We start from the raw sequence: 17,149 nt of genomic DNA on the forward strand, positions 1-17,149 counted from the left end.
GAAGCGGCGGTTGACCGTCCGCGCGCCGGTACGGCTCGGCGCGGCACCCCGGCGAACTCGTCGACCCGGCCGCCGACTTGCTCGCCCGTCCTGTGTTCACCCGTGCGGCGCCGGCCTTCTGACCGACCACGCCACTTCGAGTGATTCACCCGTCGTCCGGCATTCGACCTCCGCCTTGCACATTCCGGTCGTGGCGAAACAGCGCCAGCGACGGTTGTCCCGGTCGAGGGATTCTTCCTGCCCCTGGTGACCAGGTGCTTCTTGCTTTCTTTTCACTTTCCGTCCGTTCGCACCGTTGATATTCAGCGGAATCACTGCCCCGCCGCAGTGAATTGCAATAATGGCACCGATCGGCCTTTGTGTACTGATTTTCTGAGCTTCTGGAATGTGTTGCAACGATTTACCTCTGGTGATGCGTCTATCGCATATGTGAAATCAACTCGCGCTCGCGCGACAGGAGGGGCTATGCCGACCAGGTTCTGGTTACGTTCCGCGGTCGCCGCTGTGGGCGTCGCGACGATGGTTCTCCCGCTCACCACCACCGCCGGGACCGCCCAGGGCTCCGAAAGCGCGGCCGGCGCCAGGAGGGCCATGCTCCTGGAGCCTCTCGCGGACGGGCCCGGCAAACCCGACCTGGACAACCGGCGAGGCAAGGTTCCGCCGCCTGCGGGTCTGGCCGCGCGGAGCGCCGGGCCGGGCGTCGAGGTGCGCTGGAACGCGCTCGGCACCCCGGCCGTCGTCACCGCGAGGTCCGGGCCGCTGGCGGAGGGCCTGGGGTCCGACGCGGTGGGGGCGGCTCGCGCGTACCTCAAGAACCGCGAGGACCTTTTCGGCCTGTCCGCCGCCGAGGTGGACGCGCTGGAGAAGGTCGCGGTCAACCCGATCGGCTCCGGCCACGCCGTCCTGCTGCGGCAGCGTTTCGGCGGTCTGCCCGCGGGGGTGGACGGCCTGGTCGCGGTCGGCGTCGTGGGTGGGAGAGTGGAGTACGTCTCCTCCTCGCTGTCGCGCGTCACGGCCCCGCTCCCGGCCGCCACGATCAGCGAGCAGCGGGCCGTGGAGATCGCGGCGAGGGACGGCGGGGTCGATCTGACGGCGGTCACGACCAGGCGGGTGACGCCCGTGGCCGTACCGGCTCCGGACGGAGTGCACCGGGCGTACCAGGTCGTGCTGGTCGCGCCCGGCCAGAAGGGCGGTCCCGCCGCGTACACCACACACGTGGACGCGGCCGGCGGTGCGGTCCTGGTCCGCGACAACCTGGTGGAGACCCTCAAGGCCGCTGCTCCGGACAATCCGTCCTGGACGGTCTTCCCCGCCAACCCGCCGAGCGACCTCTCCTCACGCGACACCCGGCGGCGCTGGTGTTTCGCGGCCGGGCCCGGCTGCGACCTCGTCGCCGGCGGCGACCCGGCGACCGGCCTGGCCTGGGACGTGGACCCGGCCACGAAGACCTCGACCCACACCAGCGCGGGCAACGCCGTACGCACCTTCGACGGCCGGGGGGACACCAACCACGAAAAACCCGGTACCCAGGGCAACGCGCCGTCGCCGGCCCGCGACTACACCTACCCCTGGAAGAACTCCTGGCACGAGTCCAGGTGCGACCCGGCGGTGATCGGCCGGCCCGGCGGGGCCGACACCGAGGCCGCGATCGCCAACCTGCACGTGAACCTCAACCGCATGCACGACTGGTCGTACCGGCTCGGCTTCACCGAGACCGCGTGGAACATGCAGGCCGACAACGGCGACCGCGGCGGCCTCGGCAACGATCCTGACATGGCGGACGCCCAGTCCGGCACGCTGACGCGCCATAACAATGACGCCGCTCAGGTCAACACCCCCGACGGGGTGTCACCGATGACGAGCATGGGGCTGTGGGGGCCGATCGGCGGCACCTGGTACGGCCCCTGTGTCGACGGCGACTACGACATGTCGGTCTTCGGGCACGAGTACACCCACTCGATCACCAGCCGCATGGTCGGCGGGCCGGACGGCGGATGGACGAGCTGGCAGGGCGGCGGCGTAAGCGAGTCCACCGGCGACCTGTTCGCCGCCGAGTACATGTACGAGTACGGCTTCCGCCCGTCCGGTGACACGCCGTACATCATCGGCGGCTACGTCACCGGCGGCCCCGGGCACGGCATCCGCAACTACGACATGTCCAACTCGCCGCTCAACTTCAGCGACATAGGGTACGACCTGGTGGGCCGCCAGACCCACGAGGACGGCGAGATCTGGGCGGCGGCCCAGTTCGACGTGCGCGCGGCCTTCCTCAGGCGGTACGGCAAGGGGACCCCGGCCCAGCAGCGGGCCTGCGCCGACGGCGAGCGGCCCGTCGAGCGGTGCCCGGGGAATCGGCGCTGGGTTCAGCTCGCCTTCGACGCCCTGCTTCTGACGGGTCCGGGCGCGGACGGCTTCGTCGACGAGCGCGACGCGATCCTCGCCGCCGACCGGGTCCGCTTCGGCGGCGCGAACCAGGACATCATCTGGCGCGCGTTCGCCGAGCACGGCCTGGGCGAAGGCGCGTCCGGCGACGACCCGAACGCCGAGGACCCGACGCCCGGTTTCGTGAACCCGAAGGGCGACAACGGCTTCCTGCGCCTGACCCCTGAGGGTGCGGCGGCCGACGGCGCGGTGCTGAGGCTCTACGTCGGCGACTACGAGGCCCGCGCGCTCCCCGTCGCCGACACCGACCCGGCGACCCCGCTCGGCGACACGGTCGAGATGACGCCCGGCGATTACCGCTTCCTGGTCGTCGGTGACGGGTACGGCCACACCCGGCTCACCGCCCGCGTTCCGGCGGGCCGTACACACCGGCTCCGGGTGCCGCTGTCGCGCAACCTGGCCTCGGCCGCCGCGGGCGCGACCGCCGCCGGCGACGGCGTCAACCAGGCCAAGCTCATCGACGACACCGAGGCGACCAACTGGGCCTCCCTGACCGGAGCCCCCGCGGGAAAGTCGGTCGTCGTCGACCTCGCCGGTGACCGTCCGGTCACCGTCCGCAGGATCCAGGTCAGCGCCATGCTCAGGACCGACTGGGCCGACCAGGACGACCCCGGCTACCAGGACCGCTTCACGGCCCTGCGCTCCTTCGAGCTGCTCGCCTGCCGTGCCGCCTGTGCCGACCCGGCGAACTTCCGCTTGATGTACACCAGCCGCCCGGACGCGTTCCCCGCGGATCGTCCCCGGCCGATGAGCCCCGACATGATCATCAGGTCGTTCCGCGTGCCCGCGACCGACGCCACCCACCTGATGCTGCGCGCCCTCACCTCGCAGTGCACCGGCAACCCGATGTACGCGGGCCAGCAGACCAGCGTCCCAGAGGACATAACGGACTGCGCCACCGCCAGCTCCAACCGCGACCAGATACGAGCGGCTGAACTCCAGGCGTTCACCCACTGATGAGGCGGGGCGCCGACCCCGGCGACGGTCCCCGCCGCGCTGGTGGGCAATGGACGGAAACGGCCAACAGGGGAGGCTGGCCTTCTTCGCGAACCTCAAGCATGCTGATCACATGCGCGGTGAGGTGGTCGTGGCCTCCAAGGACACGGAGGTTCCCGGCAGTTTTCACGCGGCGGTCGGCCTCTGCTGTGAGGGCGACGTTCGCCAGGAGGCGATCGCCCGGTTCCGCGCGGGCTGGCGGGCGCCGGGACGCCTGGTGCTGGTGACCGGTGAGGACAGCGCGTACGGTGACGCGATTCTCGCCTGGCCGCCTCGCCCGCAGGGGCAGGGGCAGGGGCGGTTCGTGTCCGCGGCCCCCACCCTGGCGGAGGCCGTCCGGGCCGTTCTCGGCGCGACGGGCCCCGGGGTCGTCAGGAGTGGCGGCGAACGCGAGGTCCCGCTCCCGATCTGGCACACCCCCACCTTCCGGCGCTGGTACGCGGTCCAGCGTGCCGTGGGCAACCGGCTCGTCTCGGCGCGTCCGGTCTGGAGCTTTCACGCGCGCTCCGGTCCGCTGTTCTTCTGGGCGCTGCACGTCAGCGTCCACGTGGCGGCGGAGAACCGTACGAAGGACAACGAGGTGGTGCTGTCCCGGCCGGACACGACGAACGTGCTCCTCTATCGCAGAGGGGCCTCCCCGGGGGAGAGCCTCGTCGTCCTGGTCCGTGAGTACCGTTCGCCCGGCACGGCGGCCGACGGGTTCGTTCACGAGCTCCCCGGCGGGTCGGGAGGCGAGGGCACGACGAGCGCCCTGGCCGTCACGGAGGTCTGGGAGGAGACCGGTTTCCAGCTGGATCCCGCCCGGCTGCGGCACCACGGCCACCGCCCGGTCGCCGCCACCCTCTCGGTTCACCACGCCCACCTCTACTCGGCGGAGCTGACCGAGGACGAACTGGAGTGGTTCCGGCCTCACGCCGGGCCGTACGGCGTCTCCGCCGACGGTGAGCTGACCTGGCCGGAGTTGTGCACCGTCGACACGATCATGGCGCGACGGCTGGTCGACTGGCCGACTCTCGGCATGATCGCCCAGGTTCTGTTCGGGGAGGGCTGACGGCGGTCCCGGCGCGCCGGTCCGGCTCGCGCGCCGCCGTACGGCCGTCTTCCGGGCGGGTTTTCGCGTTCCGTGCTCCCGCCGCTGTCCGGAGCGCGGAACGCGAGGGGCCGCCCGGGGCTCGTCCCCTAGAACCAGGTGCTGACGGCGTTCATGATGGAGCCCATGTTGTCCTTGGCCCAGCTCCACAGGTGGGGCAGGTGGTCCCTGATGAAGTGCTGCAGCGCGTGCTTGCCGATGTGGGCGAGCTCCTCGCCGGTCAGGAAATCGCGCAGGCCGCGGATCAGCTCGTCGAGTATGGCCGTTCCCCCCTAGTGCTTCGTGGCGTTGAGGATCTTGGCGAGTCGCCGGGTGGCCCGGAAGACGGGCTTGTTCTGTGTCTCCGCCGGGATGAAGTCGAGATGGCTGAAGTTCTTCAGGCCCGCGTAGATCCAGCGCCGGTCCTCGGGACAGGCGTCGAGGAGTGCCTTGAAGAGCTGTTGCAGCCGGTATCCACGGCGGGAGGAGTAGCCGACGACCACGGGCAGCGCCTCGGGGACACGACGGCTGTCAGGACGGGGTGAGTCTGGTGCGGACCTCCTCGGCCCTGGGGTCGCCGGAGGAGGAGTAGATGCCGAGGGCTTCGGCCCAGGCGTCCCGCGCGGCCGCCGTGTCTCCCAGGGCGTGATGCGAGTCACCCAGTCTCACGCTGGCGGCGGCGAGCCCCCGGTCGCTGTCTATGGTCCGGCTGATGGCGATCGCCTCCTGGTACCGGGCGATCGCCTGGTCGTGCATGTCGAGCGCGGCGAACGCGCGTCCGAGGTTCGTCAGGTTGGTCGCCTGCACGAACAACGAGCCGCCCCGCCGGTTCATCTCCAGGGCCGCGCGCCAGGTCTCGACGGCCTCGCCGAAGTCGCCGAGGCCGAAGTGGATCTCACCGAGGTTGTCGAGGTTGTGCGCCCGCCCGCGCTCGTTGCCGAGCCGCGTGCACAGGTCGAGCGCCTCGACGCATCGCAGCCAGGCGGTCTCGTAGTCGCCCGCGTCGATCGCCAGCATGGCCAGGTTTCCGAGGATCTTGGCCCTGCCGCGAAGGTCGTCGCAGGCGTCGAAGGCGGACAGGGCCTCCTGGTAGCAGCGGTCGGCCTCCTCACGGCGGTGAAGCTCGGCGTAGGCGTTTCCCATCGCGTTCAGCAGGTGACCTTCGAGCCGCCGGTCGCCGTTCTCCCTCGCCGCGCTCACCGCAGCCCTGTGGCTGTCGATGAGGATGTGCCAGTCCTTGTAGTGGGCCAGGAAGTTCTCCAGGAGATAGGCGATCTGACACGCCGCGTCGAAGGCGCGGTTGGCGTAGGCCCACGCGGGCAGGGCGGTGAAGGTCGAATGCTCCAGCTCGCACCAGCGCAGGGCGGCGCGGTGGTCGGCGAACCCCACGGAGGTGAAGGCCCCGGCGGCCTCCGGCAACGGATCCCTGTGACGGTCGGGCGCGAAGGTGACGTCGACGGCGAACAGGCTGTGCGCGAACCACGCGAGCAGGCGCGAGATCGCGCCGTCGCGTTCCTCGGGAGAGTCCTGCCACAGGGTCTGTTCGGCCGCGTAGGCGCGCACGAGGTCGTGCAGGTGATAGCGGTCGTGCCCGTGCTGCTCGACCAGGTGGGTGGCCACCAGCTGGTCGAGGTGGCGGCGGGTCTGGTCGACGGGCAGGTCGCAGACGGCGCTCGCGGCGGCCAGGCTCAGGTGCGCTCCGGGGTAGAGCCCGCCGACCAGCCGCAGCACGCGCGCCGTCTGCGGGCTCAGGCTCTCGTACGACCACGAGAGCACCGTTCGCAGGTCCGTGCCCGCGTCGTCGCCGGAGTCGAAGGCGTCCAGCCGCTCGTGTCCTCCGCCGAGCTCCTCGACGAACGCGGCCAGCGGCCTGTCCGGCTGCCTGGCGAGGCGCTCGCCGATGATGCGCAGGGCGAGCGGCGAGTTGTCGCACAGGCTCGCCAGTGCCCGGGCCTGCGCCTCCTCGGCCTCGATCCGGCCCTCGCCCGCGACCCGGCCCAGCAGCCTCAGCGAGTCGGACACCTCCAGGGGGGACACGCTGATCCTCGCGATCGCCTCCCTGGCCACCAGCCCGCGCAGCTGGTTCCTGCTGGTGATCACCGCGACGCAGCCGCGTCCCGGCAGGAGGGGGCGGGCCTGCTCGGTGTTCGACACGTTGTCCAGGAACACGATCATGCGCCGGCCCGCCGTCCGCGTCCGGAACAACGCCGACGCGGCGGCCAGGTCGCGCGGGATGTCCTGCGGCGGCACGCCCAGGCTGCGCAGCAGCGTGGCCAGGGCGCACAGCGGAGTGATGGGGGGGAGCGTCTCGAATCCCCGCAGGTTGATGTGCAGCTGCCCGTCGGGGAAGGCGGGCGCCACGGCCGTGCACCAGCGCGTGGCGAGGGCGGTCTTGCCGATGCCCGCGCTGCCGACGATGACGACGGCCCTGGGAGCCGAGGTCGCGCGGGGGTCCCCCTCGGCGAGGACCTTGTCCAGCAGGCCCAGCTCGTCTGCGCGGCCCACGAAGTGGGAGATGTCCGACGGAATCTCCTGGGGCGGGTACGCCATGCCGGCGGCGGGCTCGTTCACGACCTGTGCGGCCGGGGGTTCGGTGTCCGGGACCGGAAGGCTGGCACGGCCCGCGGCTCCGGGGCCGCCGGGCACGGGCCCGGAGCCGTGGACGGGCGGTCCTGAGGCGAGCAGGGGATGGCGCTCGTGGTCGCCGGTGAGGATCGCCTGGTGCAGGGTGCGTAACTCCTCGCCGGGGGCGATCCCGAGCTCCTCCTGCAGGAGCTGGAAGACGGCCCGGTAGGCGTCGAGGGCCTCGGCCTGGCGGCCGCCGCGGTGGAGCGCCGCCATCAGCTGCACCCTGAACCGCTCACGCAACGGGTGCTCGGCGGTCAGGGCACGAAGCTCGGCGACCAGGCCCTCGTCGCGCCCCGACCGCAGGTCGAGGTCGATCCGGCGCTCGACGGCCAGCAGACGCCGTTCGGCGAGGGGCGGGGTCTCGACGCGGTGCAGCACCGTGGAGTCGACGTCCTCACACGCGGGGCCGCGCCACAGGGCGAGGGCCCGGCGCAGGATCCGGCTCTCCTCCTCCGGGTCGGCGGCGGCCTCGGCGGCCTCCGTCAGCCGCAGGAACTCCAGCAGGTCGAGCTGGTGCTCCTCCAGGCGGGCGACGTACCCGCCTGGCCGCGTGAGGACCAGCTCACCCAGCCCCGGCGTCTGACGCAGGCGCACGACGGTGGTCTGCACCACCCGGCGTGGGTCCCGGGGAGAACGCTCCTCCCACAGCCGCTCGACCAGCTGGTCGACGCTGACGACCTGGTTGGGGCGGAGAAGGAGGGAGGCGAGCAGTGTGCGGATCTTGCCGCTCGAGACCGGCGTGGTCACGCCGTCCCGGGTGATGGTCAACGGACCCAGCACCGAAAACCGCACGACGCTCAAAGTATGCACCGCCTGTTCGAATTTCCCCACCGCCCGGTCCCGGCGACCGTCCGCTCACGCGTGCCCTTTCGTCGTCGTGGTTCCAGGCCTGCCGTCGAATCCACACGCTATCTCCAAAGGAGCCCGTGAGGGATCTTCGCGTAAGCCCCGCGACCCCTCTCGGCGAAGCCGCGGGAAGGACGCGCCCCGACGCCGCCGGGCCCGTGGACGGCGCCGCCAGGGGGCCTGCCCCCTCCCCGGGCCCCGCCGAGGGCCGCGGCGTCGCGTCGAGCCGGGGTGGCCCTGTGGCGGGTGTCACGTTCCCTGTCGTCCCCCGGGGGGCTCACGATGTCGAATCTGCCCGAAGGCCGTACGGCGCGCACTGGTCCTGCGTACCCGCCACGGGTGTGGTTTCCCTCACCCCGGGGTGTGAGGAGGCGGCACGGCCGGCGGGCCGCGGCGCCGCGGCGGAACCCCGGGGAGCGTTCGGGCCGCCCCCGGGAGACAAGGGCGAAGGCTGTGAGACATCCAGGTTTTCCCTGGTTTTCACCTTCCATGGAAGATCGAACTTTTGTTCGTGGCTTTACTTGACACTGTGTGTGATCGAATTTATGTTCGATGTAATGACGTGAGACTCGTGGCTCACGTCCAGGGTGGTCGGTCCTGTCCGTGACGTCGGCGACGACGGCCGGTCAGGCCGGGGCGGACGGGGAGAGGGGAAGCTCCTCGTCCAGCCGCCCGGCGGATTTGTCGGTGGGGTCTGCGAATGTTGGCCTGACCGGCGAAGTCGCCGGGAGCCGCTTGCGACCAAGGAGGCTGAAGCACATGACCCCTCGGCTCAGCGATTCCGATGGGCCCCGGCTCTCACCCACGGTGCGGGCGCACCTGACCGACGCGCGCGACTGCCTCGAGGAGGCGGGCGCCGCCCGAACCCCCGCAACCCGCTACGTCGCCGCCCACCTGGCGGCGCTCAGGGCGGCGGCCGCCGTCCTGGCCGCACGGCCGCGTCCCCTGGACGGCCGCAGGCGTCGCCTGCGCAGCGCCTGGGAGCTGCTGCCCGAGGCCGAGCCCCGACTCGCCGACTGGGCCCCCTACTTCGAGATCAGCGCGACCAAGCGGGCCGCGGCCGAGGCGGGGATGACCCGCATGGTCTCGGCCAGGGACGCCGAGGAGCTGGTCTCCGAGGCGGAGCGGTTCGTCGTCACGGTGGAGAAGCTTCTCGGCGTCCCTGCCCAGCCCATGCTGCCCACCCGGGTTCCCATGGCCGGCTAGCCCCCTCGCCGGCGGTCCTCGCCCCGAACACCCCGCCGATCACCGGCCGTCCTCTCATGGGCGGCCGGTCTCTTCGTGCCCCCGCCCTGGCCGGACGGGGGACGGGCGGGGGAGTCAGACGGAGGAGGCCGTCGGGCGGGTGGCGCGGTGGCGCAGCAGGAGCATGGCGGCGTCGTCGCCCAGAGGTCTGCCCACGTGACGCAGCAGGTCGGCGCGCAGGGCGTCGAGGGCGAGCTGCGGGTCGGCGCCGCTCAGCAGGTGCGCCCTGGCGGGCAGCGGGTAGAACTGGCCCGTTCCATCGCGCGCCTCGATGACCCCGTCGGTGTAGAAGAGGACCTGGTCGCCGGGCTCGAACGGGATCTGGTGCGGAACGGCCTCACTCGCCTTCAGCGAGGCCATGCCCAGCGGCAGCGCCTCGTCCGGCGGGTCGGCGAACCAGGGCCTGCCGTCGGCGGCCAGCACCATCGGGGCGGGGTGGCCGCAGTTGATGACGGTGATCGAGGTCCCCTCCGCCAGCTCGGCGGCGTCGGCCAGCTCGGTGATCTCGGCCAGGATGGCGGTGACGAACTGCTCGCCGGACAGCTCCCTGGTCAGGGCGTTCTCGAGGCGGGCCACCACGCCCTGCAGCTTGGCCTCGTCGTGGGCGGCCTCCCTGAAGGCGCCCAGCACCACCGCGGCGGTCTCGACGGCCTCCAGGCCCTTGCCCTGGACGTCTCCCACGATGATCCGGACCCCGTGCGGGGTGGTCACCACCTCGTACAGGTCGCCGCCGATGAGGGCCTCAGCCGTGGCGGAGGTGTAGGAGACGGCGACTCCGATCCCCGGGCCCGCCCTGCGCGGCACGGGCCGCAGCAGCACCCGCTGGGCGGCCTCGGCCACCGAGCGGACGTCGGCGAGCTGACGCTCGTGCCGGAGCCGTCCGGCGCTCGCCAGCACGCTGGCCACGGTGACGCCGAGGATGGCGGCCACGGTGATGTTCGTGCGGGACGTCCAGAGGATGTCGTTGTAGAGCCCCAGGGCGACGCACAGCGCCAGGGCGATGACGCCGACCGCCGTGGTCCTGGCCAGGCCGCAGGCCACGCTGGCGAAGGCGGGGCCGAGGGCCAGCAGGGGCAGCAGTCCCGACGTCGGCCCCGAGCCGAAGTCGATCAGCGCGACCACGGCCATGACGACGAACGGCAGCAGCTTGAGCGTGTCCTGCGTCCTGGTGCCTCCGACAGAGGTCAGCAGCCGCAGGAAGGCGCGGGTCTTGGTCGACCCCAGCGACGCCTTGAGGGCGTCGAAACGGCTCTTCGGGCGCGATTGAGAGTGATCGTGCCGATCCTCTCCGCGGGCCATGTCCACCACATCTCGTTAAATGCCATGTTTGCCTTTTCCTACCACAGCGATCGTGACCCGTGGCGGGATGCAGGCGATGTTCTAACGAGACGGCAAGATTTCCGGCTCGTGGGTACGCCGAGGCGTGACGTACCCACTGCCGGACAGGTCGTCAGAAGGACTCGACGGCTCGGCGGGCCTCGGGGTCCAGGACGCCCCAGGTGATGAGCTCCTCGGTGAGCTCACTGGGGGACTTGTCATAGATCACGGCGAGAGAGCGCAGGTCCTCCTGGCGGATGGACAGCACCTTGCCGTTGTAGTCGCCACGCTGGCTCTGGATGGTGGCCGCGTAACGAGCCAGCGCGCCCGCCTTCTCCTTCGGGAGCTGGGCAAGACGCTCAAGGTCGATCACAAGCTTCGGTGTCGGGCCGAGCGGGCTCGGCGCACTGCCCCCGGGAAGCAGCTCATTGACCGGCACCCCGTAGAAGTCCGCCAGCTCGGCCAGCTTCTGCACCGTGACCGCGCGGTCGCCACGCTCGTACGAGCCGACGACAACGGCCTTCCAGCGGCCGCGGGACTTCTCTTCGACTCCGTGCAGGGACAAGCCCTGCTGGGTGCGAATCGCGCGGAGTCTTGCACCCAGCGACTTGGCGTATTCAGACGGCATCGTGTGGCCCCCCGGCTCTGTTATGTACTGCTTTCACTTGATTGTGCTCCCTCGCAACTTATGCCCCAGCCACCGGTATGGCGCCCGGGGTAGGCACCTTCGGTGACCGAAGCGTCAGGGTTTACCCGGTAACGTCGCGAGGTGTGGTTACGGACAGTGACGGTAAAGCTGTGGACGCCTAAGGTCAAGCTGATTGGAAAAAAGATGTCGAATCCGATCCGATGTGGTCCGCCTCAAACGCCGTGCTTGTCCCATCGCGGATAGTGAATCATCACGGTTTCTCGTGCTTCCCGGCGGACCCTGACTTCTTGGGGGGATTCCTGGGCAACATCATCACCGGGCACGGCGCCGAGCGTATGATCTTCAACGAGGTGTCGCCGAGGAAGACCCGGCGCAGCGGTCCGGTTTCACTGGAGGCGCAGATCAGGATGGAATCCTCGCAGTCGATACGGCTGAGCGCCGTCGCCACGTTCCTGCCCTCGAGCACGTTCACCTCGACCTGGACGTCCCCGTGTCTCCTGGAGATCTCCTCGAGGTCGGCCGCCACCCTCTCCCTGAGCCTGCCGAGCATCTCCTCCTCGACCTTCGCCGGCCGCCCGCCGCTCAGCACGATGGTGATCAGGCGCAGCGACGCGCCCGTCCGCGCGGCCAGCGCGAAGGCCTGCCGTACGGCCTCGTCCGAGGCCGGGTCGCGCCGGTAGGCCACGGTCAGCCTCTCGATCCCGGGCGGGCGCTCCTCGCCGTATCCCCGGGGGGCCAGGGCCACCGGCACCGGGGAGGTGTGCAGGAGCTGGTCGGCGGTGCTGCCGATCCGGATGCGGCCCCTGCCGCCTCCCGGAGCCGAGCCGACGACCACCACGTCGGCCCCGATCCTTCCGGCGAGCTGGACCAGGCCGCGCCCGCTGCCCCGGTGGGCGGCCGAGACGTACTCGACCGGCACGTCCCGTACGTCGGCCATGGCATTGCGGGCCTGCTCCAGGGTGTGGGCGGCCTGCTCGGCCACGTAGGTCCGCCACTCGGCGTCGATCCTGCCGGGGCCCGGCGTCGGCCAGGCGGGCACGTGCACGTGTCCGACCGTCAGCCTGGCCCCCGTCTGGCGGGCCAGCAGCACGGCCAGCCTCAGCCCGTCCTGGCCGCGGCCGCCGGGAATGAACCCGGCGAGGATTTGGTCGATCTTCATCGGACACTCCGGTTGAGGCGCGAGTGGCGGAAGCCGTACAGGAAGTAGGCGAGCAGGCCGACGACCATCCAGATCCCGAAGGCCAGCCAGGTGACGCCGGCCAGTCCCATCATCACGAGGATGCAGAAGATCACTCCGAGGATCGGCGTCACGGGGAAGAACGGGGTCCTGAAGCTGCGGGGCAGGTCGGGCTGGGTGTAGCGGAGCACGAGCACGCCGACGTTGACGATGGCGAAGGCGAACAGGGTGCCGATGCTGGTGGCCTCGGCGAGCTGGCCCAGCGGGATGAACCCGGCGAGCACGGAGACGAAGGCCGCGACGATGAGCGTGTTGGCGATCGGGACCTGGCGGCGCGGGTCGACCTTCTCGAAGATCTTCGGGATCAGGCCGTCGCGCGACATCGCGAACAGGATGCGGGTCTGGCCGTAGAGCACGGTGAGGACCACGCTGGCGATGGCGATGACCGCGCCGAAGGAGATGATCACGCCCGCCCAGGTGGAGCCGGTCGCCTGGTCGGCGATCAGGGCGAGGCTGGCCTCGGTGCTCTCCGGGTCGAACTCCTGCCACGGCATGGCCCCTACGGCGGCCAGCGCGACCAGCACGTAGATGACCGTGACGATGACCAGGGAGAAGATGATCGCCAGGGGCAGGTCGCGCTTGGGGTTCTTGGCCTCCTCGCCGGCGGTGGAGGCCGCGTCGAAGCCGATGTAGGAGAAGAAGACCTGCGAGGCGGCGGCGGTGATGCCCGCGATGCCCAGCGGGGCGAAGGGCGTCAGGTTGCCGCTCTCGAAGGCGGTGAAGGCCACTACGCAGAAGAACGCCAGCACCGCGACCTTGATCAGCACGAAGACCGCGTTCGCGGTCGCGCTCTCCGAGGCGCCGCGCAGCAGCAGCCAGGTGGCCAGCAGGACGATCAGGATCGCGGTGAGGTTGATCACTCCGCCCTGGTCGCCGGGGGAGTGGGTGATGGCGTCCGGCAGCTGCCAGCCGAACAGGTCGCGGAGGAAGTGGTTGAGGTACTCGCCCCAGCCGACCGCGACCGCCGCGACGGAGACGGCGTACTCCAGCATCAGGCACCAGCCGCACACCCACGCCACGAGCTCGCCCAGCGTCGCGTAGGCGTAGGAGTAGGACGATCCGGAGACCGGGATGGTCCCGGCCAGCTCGGCGTACGACAGGGCGGAGAACAGGGCCGTGATCGCGGCGAGCACGAAGGAGGCGACCACGGCGGGCCCCGCCTTCGGCACGGCCTGGCCGAGGATGACGAAGATGCCGGTGCCGAGCGTGGCGCCGACGCTGAAGAGGGTGAGCTGCCACAGGGTCATGGTCCGGCGCAGTTCGCCGCCCTCGCCGTGGCCGCCCTCCGCGACGATCTGCTGGGCGGGCTTGGTGCGGAAAAGCCGTTGCGACACGGAAACCATGGGGCGCCCCCTCGACTGGGCCGGTATGCGGATGATCCGTCGTGTCGGGGGGACTGACCGGACCCCGCCCGCCGAAACGCGCGGGGCCGTCCGATCACAGGGTGCTGGCGAGCGGCCAGGTGGCGTTGGGGGTCACGATGGTGCCCGCCTTGCCGTCCAGTATCCGCTCGGCCTCGTCCAGTTTCCCGATCGCGGCCATGTCGCCGGTCGTCTCGACGAACCTGCAGACCGCCTCGACCTTCGGCCCCATGGACCCCGCGGGGAAGCGCTCGGCGCGGAGCTGGTGCGGGGTGGCGTGGAAGATCTCCTCCTGCTGCGGGGTGCCGAAGTTCCTGGCGACCCGCGGCACGTCGGTGAGGACCATGAGGACGTCCGCCTCCAGGGCCTCGGCCAGCACCGAGGCGGTCAGGTCCTTGTCGATGACCGCCTCGACTCCCTGGAGCTGACCCTTGTCGTTGCGGATGACCGGAATCCCGCCTCCTCCCGCGCAGACCGTGACCACGCCGTCACGGACGAGGCGGCGCAGCAGCCGGGTCTCCACGACGCGCTGCGGGACGGGGGAGGGCACGACCCTGCGCCAGTACTGCCCGTCGGGCTTGACCGTCCAGCCGTACTCCATGGCCAGTTTCTCCGCCTCTGCCTGTTCGTAGACCTGGCCGACGAACTTCGTCGGGTCGTCGAAGGCGGGGTCGACCGCGGAGACGAGCGTCTGGTTGACCGTGGCGGCCACCTGCCTGCCCGGCAGCGCGTTCTGCAGCGCCTGCAGCATCCAGTAGCCGATCATCCCCTGGGTCTCCGCGCCGATCGTGTCGAGGGGGTAGGGCCTGGGCAGGTTGGGGTCGTTGGCGCTCTCCAGAGCCAGCACGCCCACCTGCGGGCCGTTCCCGTGGGTGATGATCAGCTCGTGCCGTTCGGCCAGTCTCGCCAGCGACGCGGCGGCGACGCGGACGTTCTCCCGCTGGGTCTCCGCGTCGGGCTTCTGCCCCCGGCGCAGCAGCGCGTTGCCCCCCAGGGCGACCAGGACGCGCATTCTCAGCCTCCCAGGGGTACGGCGGGCTCGACGACGGGTGCGGTGGCGCGCATGCTCAGTCCCCCAGGGTCGCGACCATGACGGCCTTGATGGTGTGGAGCCGGTTCTCCGCCTGGTCGAAGACGATCGAGCGTGACGACTCGAAGACCTCCTCGGTGACCTCGAGAGCCTCGTGGCCCGTCTTCTCGAACAGCTCCTCGCCGACCTTGGTCTCCCGGTTGTGGAAGGCCGGCAGGCAGTGCATGAACCTCACCCTCGGGTTCCCCGTGGCCTCGACCACCCCGGCGTTCACCTGGTACGGCATGAGCAGCTTGATCCGCTCGTCCCACACCTCCTTCGGCTCGCCCATGGACACCCACACGTCGGTGTAGAGGAAGTCGACGCCCTTGACGCCCTCGGCCACGTCGGCGGTGACGGTGATCCTCGCCCCGGTCTCCTTCGCCAGGTCCCTGGCGGGCTTGACGACCGCGTTGTCGTCGGGCCACAGCTCCTCGGGGGCGACGATGCGCACGTCCATGCCCATCATCGCGCCGGTGACCAGCAGCGAGTGGCCCATGTTGTTCCTGGCGTCGCCCAGGTAGGCGTAGGAGACCTCGCGCAGGGGCTTGTCGCTGTGCTCCTGCATGGTGAGCATGTCGGCGAGCATCTGCGTCGGGTGCCACTCGTCGGTGAGGCCGTTCCAGACGGGGACGCCCGCGTAGGCGGCCAGCTCCTCGACGTAGGCCTGCTTGCTGCCCCGGTACTCGATGCCGTCGAACATCCGGCCGAGCACCCGCGCGGTGTCCTTCACCGACTCCTTGTGACCCATCTGGGAGCCGCTCGGGTCCAGGTAGGTGACGTGGGCGCCCTGCTCGTGTGCGCCGACCTCGAAGGCGCACCGGGTGCGGGTCGAGGTCTTCTCGAAGATCAGGGCGATGTTCCTGCCCCGGAGGTGCGGCTCCTCGCTCCCGGCGTACTTGGCGGCCTTGAGGTCGGCCGACAGCTTGATCAGGAACCTGAACTCCTCGGGGGTGAAGTCGAGCTCTTTGAGGAAACTTCGGTTGCGCAGGTTGAATGCCATGTGTGTGCCCCCCGTGAGAAGAGATCAGATGCCGTCGCGCTCGAGGGGGCAGCTCATGCACCGGGGACCGCCCCGGCCCCGGCCGAGCTCGCTGCCCCTGATGGTGATCACCTCGACGCCGTTGTCGCGCAGGTAGTTGTTCGTGGTGGTGTTGCGCTCGTAGGCGACGACCACGCCCGGGCTGACGGCCAGCACGTTGCAGCCGTCGTCCCACTGCTCCCGCTCGGCCGCGTAGACGTCCTGGGTGGGGGTGAGGATCCTGATCTCGTCCATGTCCATGGCCCAGGCGATGGCCCGGTGCATGTCCTCCGGGGCGTGATCGGTGATCTTGAGTTCCTTCTCCGTGTCACCGGGCTCGACGGTGTACGAGGGCAGCATGCCCAGCCCGGCGAACTTGGTGAACACCCCGACGTCCACGTTGGTCATGACGGTGTCCAGGTGCATGAACGCCCGTGCCTTCGGCATGTTCAACGCGACGATCTTCTTGGCGGCGCCCTTGGAGAACAGGCTCCGCGCGAGCATCTCGACCGCCTGGGGCTGGGTGCGCTCGCTCATCCCGATCAGCACGGCCCCCCTGCCGAGGACGAGCACGTCGCCGCCCTCGATGGTCGCGGGCGCGGAGGCCAGGCCCGGCATCCAGAGGTTGAAGCCCCCCTCGTCCGGTCTGTCGAACCCCGGGGCGAACAGCGGGTGGAAGCGGTAGACGGCCTCGTAGTTCACGGTCTCGCGCTGGCGCGCCTTCTTCTTCATCGCGTTGACGGAGACGCCGTCGTAGATCCAGCAGGAGGTGTCGCGGGTGAACAGGTGGTTGGGCAGCGGCGGCAGGACGAAGTCCTCCGGGTCCAGGGTGTGGAAGGCCAGGCTCTTGGGGTCGGTGCCCCTGTCCATGAGCTCCTGCTTGGTGATCCCGCCGGTGAGGTACAGCTGCAGGTCGGCCGAGTCCATCGCGTCCAGCGCGTTGCGCAGGGCGTCGACGGCCATCGGCCCGAAGAAGCGCTCGTCGATGACGTGGTCGAGGATGTACTTGCGGGCCTCGGGGATGTCGATCGTCTCGCGCAGCAGGTCGGCCAGCATGTGGACGACGATCCCGCGGTCGCGCAGCACCTGCTGGAACTCCTCGTGCTCCTCGACCGCGCGCTGCACCCACAGCACGTCGTCGAAGAGGAACTCGTCCTTGTTCGACGGGGTGAGCCGTTTCAGGGACAGTTCGGGCTTGTGGAGCAGGACGCGGTGAAGCCGACCGACTTCGGAGTCGACGTGAAAAGCCATTTCTCTTCCTTCGTCGTC

At 70.4% G+C, this 17,149-nt stretch carries 13 protein-coding genes; 3 read left to right on the plus strand and 10 right to left on the minus strand.

Features of this window, described 5'->3' with window-relative positions; translation table 11 throughout:
• Window positions 1-96: 96 nt before the first annotated feature.
• The gene (locus tag PKF00_RS20305) at window positions 97-396 is read right to left on the minus strand and encodes a hypothetical protein (RefSeq protein WP_271219156.1); all 300 of its coding nucleotides are present in this window, start codon (window positions 394-396) and stop codon (window positions 97-99) included.
• A 69-nt stretch (window positions 397-465) separates the two neighbouring features.
• Here PKF00_RS20305 and PKF00_RS20310 point away from each other — a divergent pair, with 69 nt between their 5' ends.
• Window positions 466-3,399 carry a M36 family metallopeptidase gene (locus PKF00_RS20310; RefSeq protein WP_271219157.1) on the plus strand — a complete coding sequence of 978 codons (2,934 nt, stop codon included), beginning with the start codon at window positions 466-468 and terminating at the stop codon, window positions 3,397-3,399.
• Window positions 3,400-3,511: 112 nt separating this feature from the next.
• Window positions 3,512-4,489 carry an NUDIX hydrolase gene (locus PKF00_RS20315; RefSeq protein WP_271219158.1) on the plus strand — a complete coding sequence of 326 codons (978 nt, stop codon included), beginning with the start codon at window positions 3,512-3,514 and terminating at the stop codon, window positions 4,487-4,489.
• A 311-nt stretch (window positions 4,490-4,800) separates the two neighbouring features.
• Here PKF00_RS20315 and PKF00_RS20320 read toward each other — a convergent pair whose 3' ends face one another.
• Together PKF00_RS20320 and PKF00_RS20325 are read right to left on the minus strand one after the other, a co-directional pair.
• Window positions 4,801-5,010: a hypothetical protein gene (locus PKF00_RS20320; RefSeq protein ID WP_271219159.1), complete on the minus strand. Its 210-nt coding sequence runs from the start codon at window positions 5,008-5,010 to the stop codon at window positions 4,801-4,803.
• A 28-nt stretch (window positions 5,011-5,038) separates the two neighbouring features.
• Window positions 5,039-7,927, minus strand: a complete 2,889-nt coding sequence (locus PKF00_RS20325; RefSeq protein ID WP_271219160.1) for an AfsR/SARP family transcriptional regulator — start codon at window positions 7,925-7,927, stop codon at window positions 5,039-5,041.
• An 813-nt stretch (window positions 7,928-8,740) separates the two neighbouring features.
• On the opposite strand from PKF00_RS20325, the gene PKF00_RS20330 reads away from it, so the two are divergent.
• Window positions 8,741-9,187 carry an SAV_6107 family HEPN domain-containing protein gene (locus PKF00_RS20330; protein WP_271219161.1) on the plus strand — a complete coding sequence of 149 codons (447 nt, stop codon included), beginning with the start codon at window positions 8,741-8,743 and terminating at the stop codon, window positions 9,185-9,187.
• A gap of 114 nt (window positions 9,188-9,301) precedes the next feature.
• Here the strand turns inward: PKF00_RS20330 and PKF00_RS20335 are convergent, their stop codons facing one another.
• The 7 genes from PKF00_RS20335 to PKF00_RS20365 form a co-directional block, all read right to left on the minus strand.
• Window positions 9,302-10,525, minus strand: a complete 1,224-nt coding sequence (locus PKF00_RS20335) for a PP2C family protein-serine/threonine phosphatase (RefSeq protein ID WP_271219162.1) — start codon at window positions 10,523-10,525, stop codon at window positions 9,302-9,304.
• Between the two features lie 151 nt (window positions 10,526-10,676).
• Window positions 10,677-11,171, minus strand: a complete 495-nt coding sequence (gene bldD, locus PKF00_RS20340; RefSeq protein ID WP_271219163.1) for a transcriptional regulator BldD — start codon at window positions 11,169-11,171, stop codon at window positions 10,677-10,679.
• A 271-nt stretch (window positions 11,172-11,442) separates the two neighbouring features.
• Window positions 11,443-12,351 (minus strand): universal stress protein, encoded by a 909-nt coding sequence (locus PKF00_RS20345; RefSeq protein WP_271219164.1) that lies wholly within the window; start codon window positions 12,349-12,351, stop codon window positions 11,443-11,445.
• Complete coding sequence (locus PKF00_RS20350) at window positions 12,348-13,772, minus strand: amino acid permease (protein ID WP_271219165.1); 1,425 nt, start codon at window positions 13,770-13,772, stop codon at window positions 12,348-12,350. Before PKF00_RS20350 ends, PKF00_RS20345 begins: the two co-directional genes overlap by 4 nt.
• A 94-nt stretch (window positions 13,773-13,866) precedes the next feature.
• Window positions 13,867-14,802 carry a carbamate kinase gene (arcC, locus tag PKF00_RS20355; RefSeq protein ID WP_271219166.1) on the minus strand — a complete coding sequence of 312 codons (936 nt, stop codon included), beginning with the start codon at window positions 14,800-14,802 and terminating at the stop codon, window positions 13,867-13,869.
• A 55-nt stretch (window positions 14,803-14,857) separates the two neighbouring features.
• Window positions 14,858-15,862, minus strand: coding sequence for an ornithine carbamoyltransferase (gene argF / locus PKF00_RS20360; protein ID WP_271219167.1), 1,005 nt, complete (start codon window positions 15,860-15,862; stop codon window positions 14,858-14,860).
• A gap of 24 nt (window positions 15,863-15,886) precedes the next feature.
• On the minus strand, window positions 15,887-17,131 hold the full coding sequence (locus PKF00_RS20365) for an arginine deiminase (RefSeq protein WP_271219168.1): 1,245 nt from the start codon (window positions 17,129-17,131) through the stop codon (window positions 15,887-15,889).
• Between the last annotated feature and the right edge of the window lie 18 nt (window positions 17,132-17,149).

Origin of the sequence: Streptosporangium carneum (assembly GCF_027922005.1) — a bacterium.
Classification (GTDB): domain Bacteria; phylum Actinomycetota; class Actinomycetes; order Streptosporangiales; family Streptosporangiaceae; genus Streptosporangium; species Streptosporangium carneum.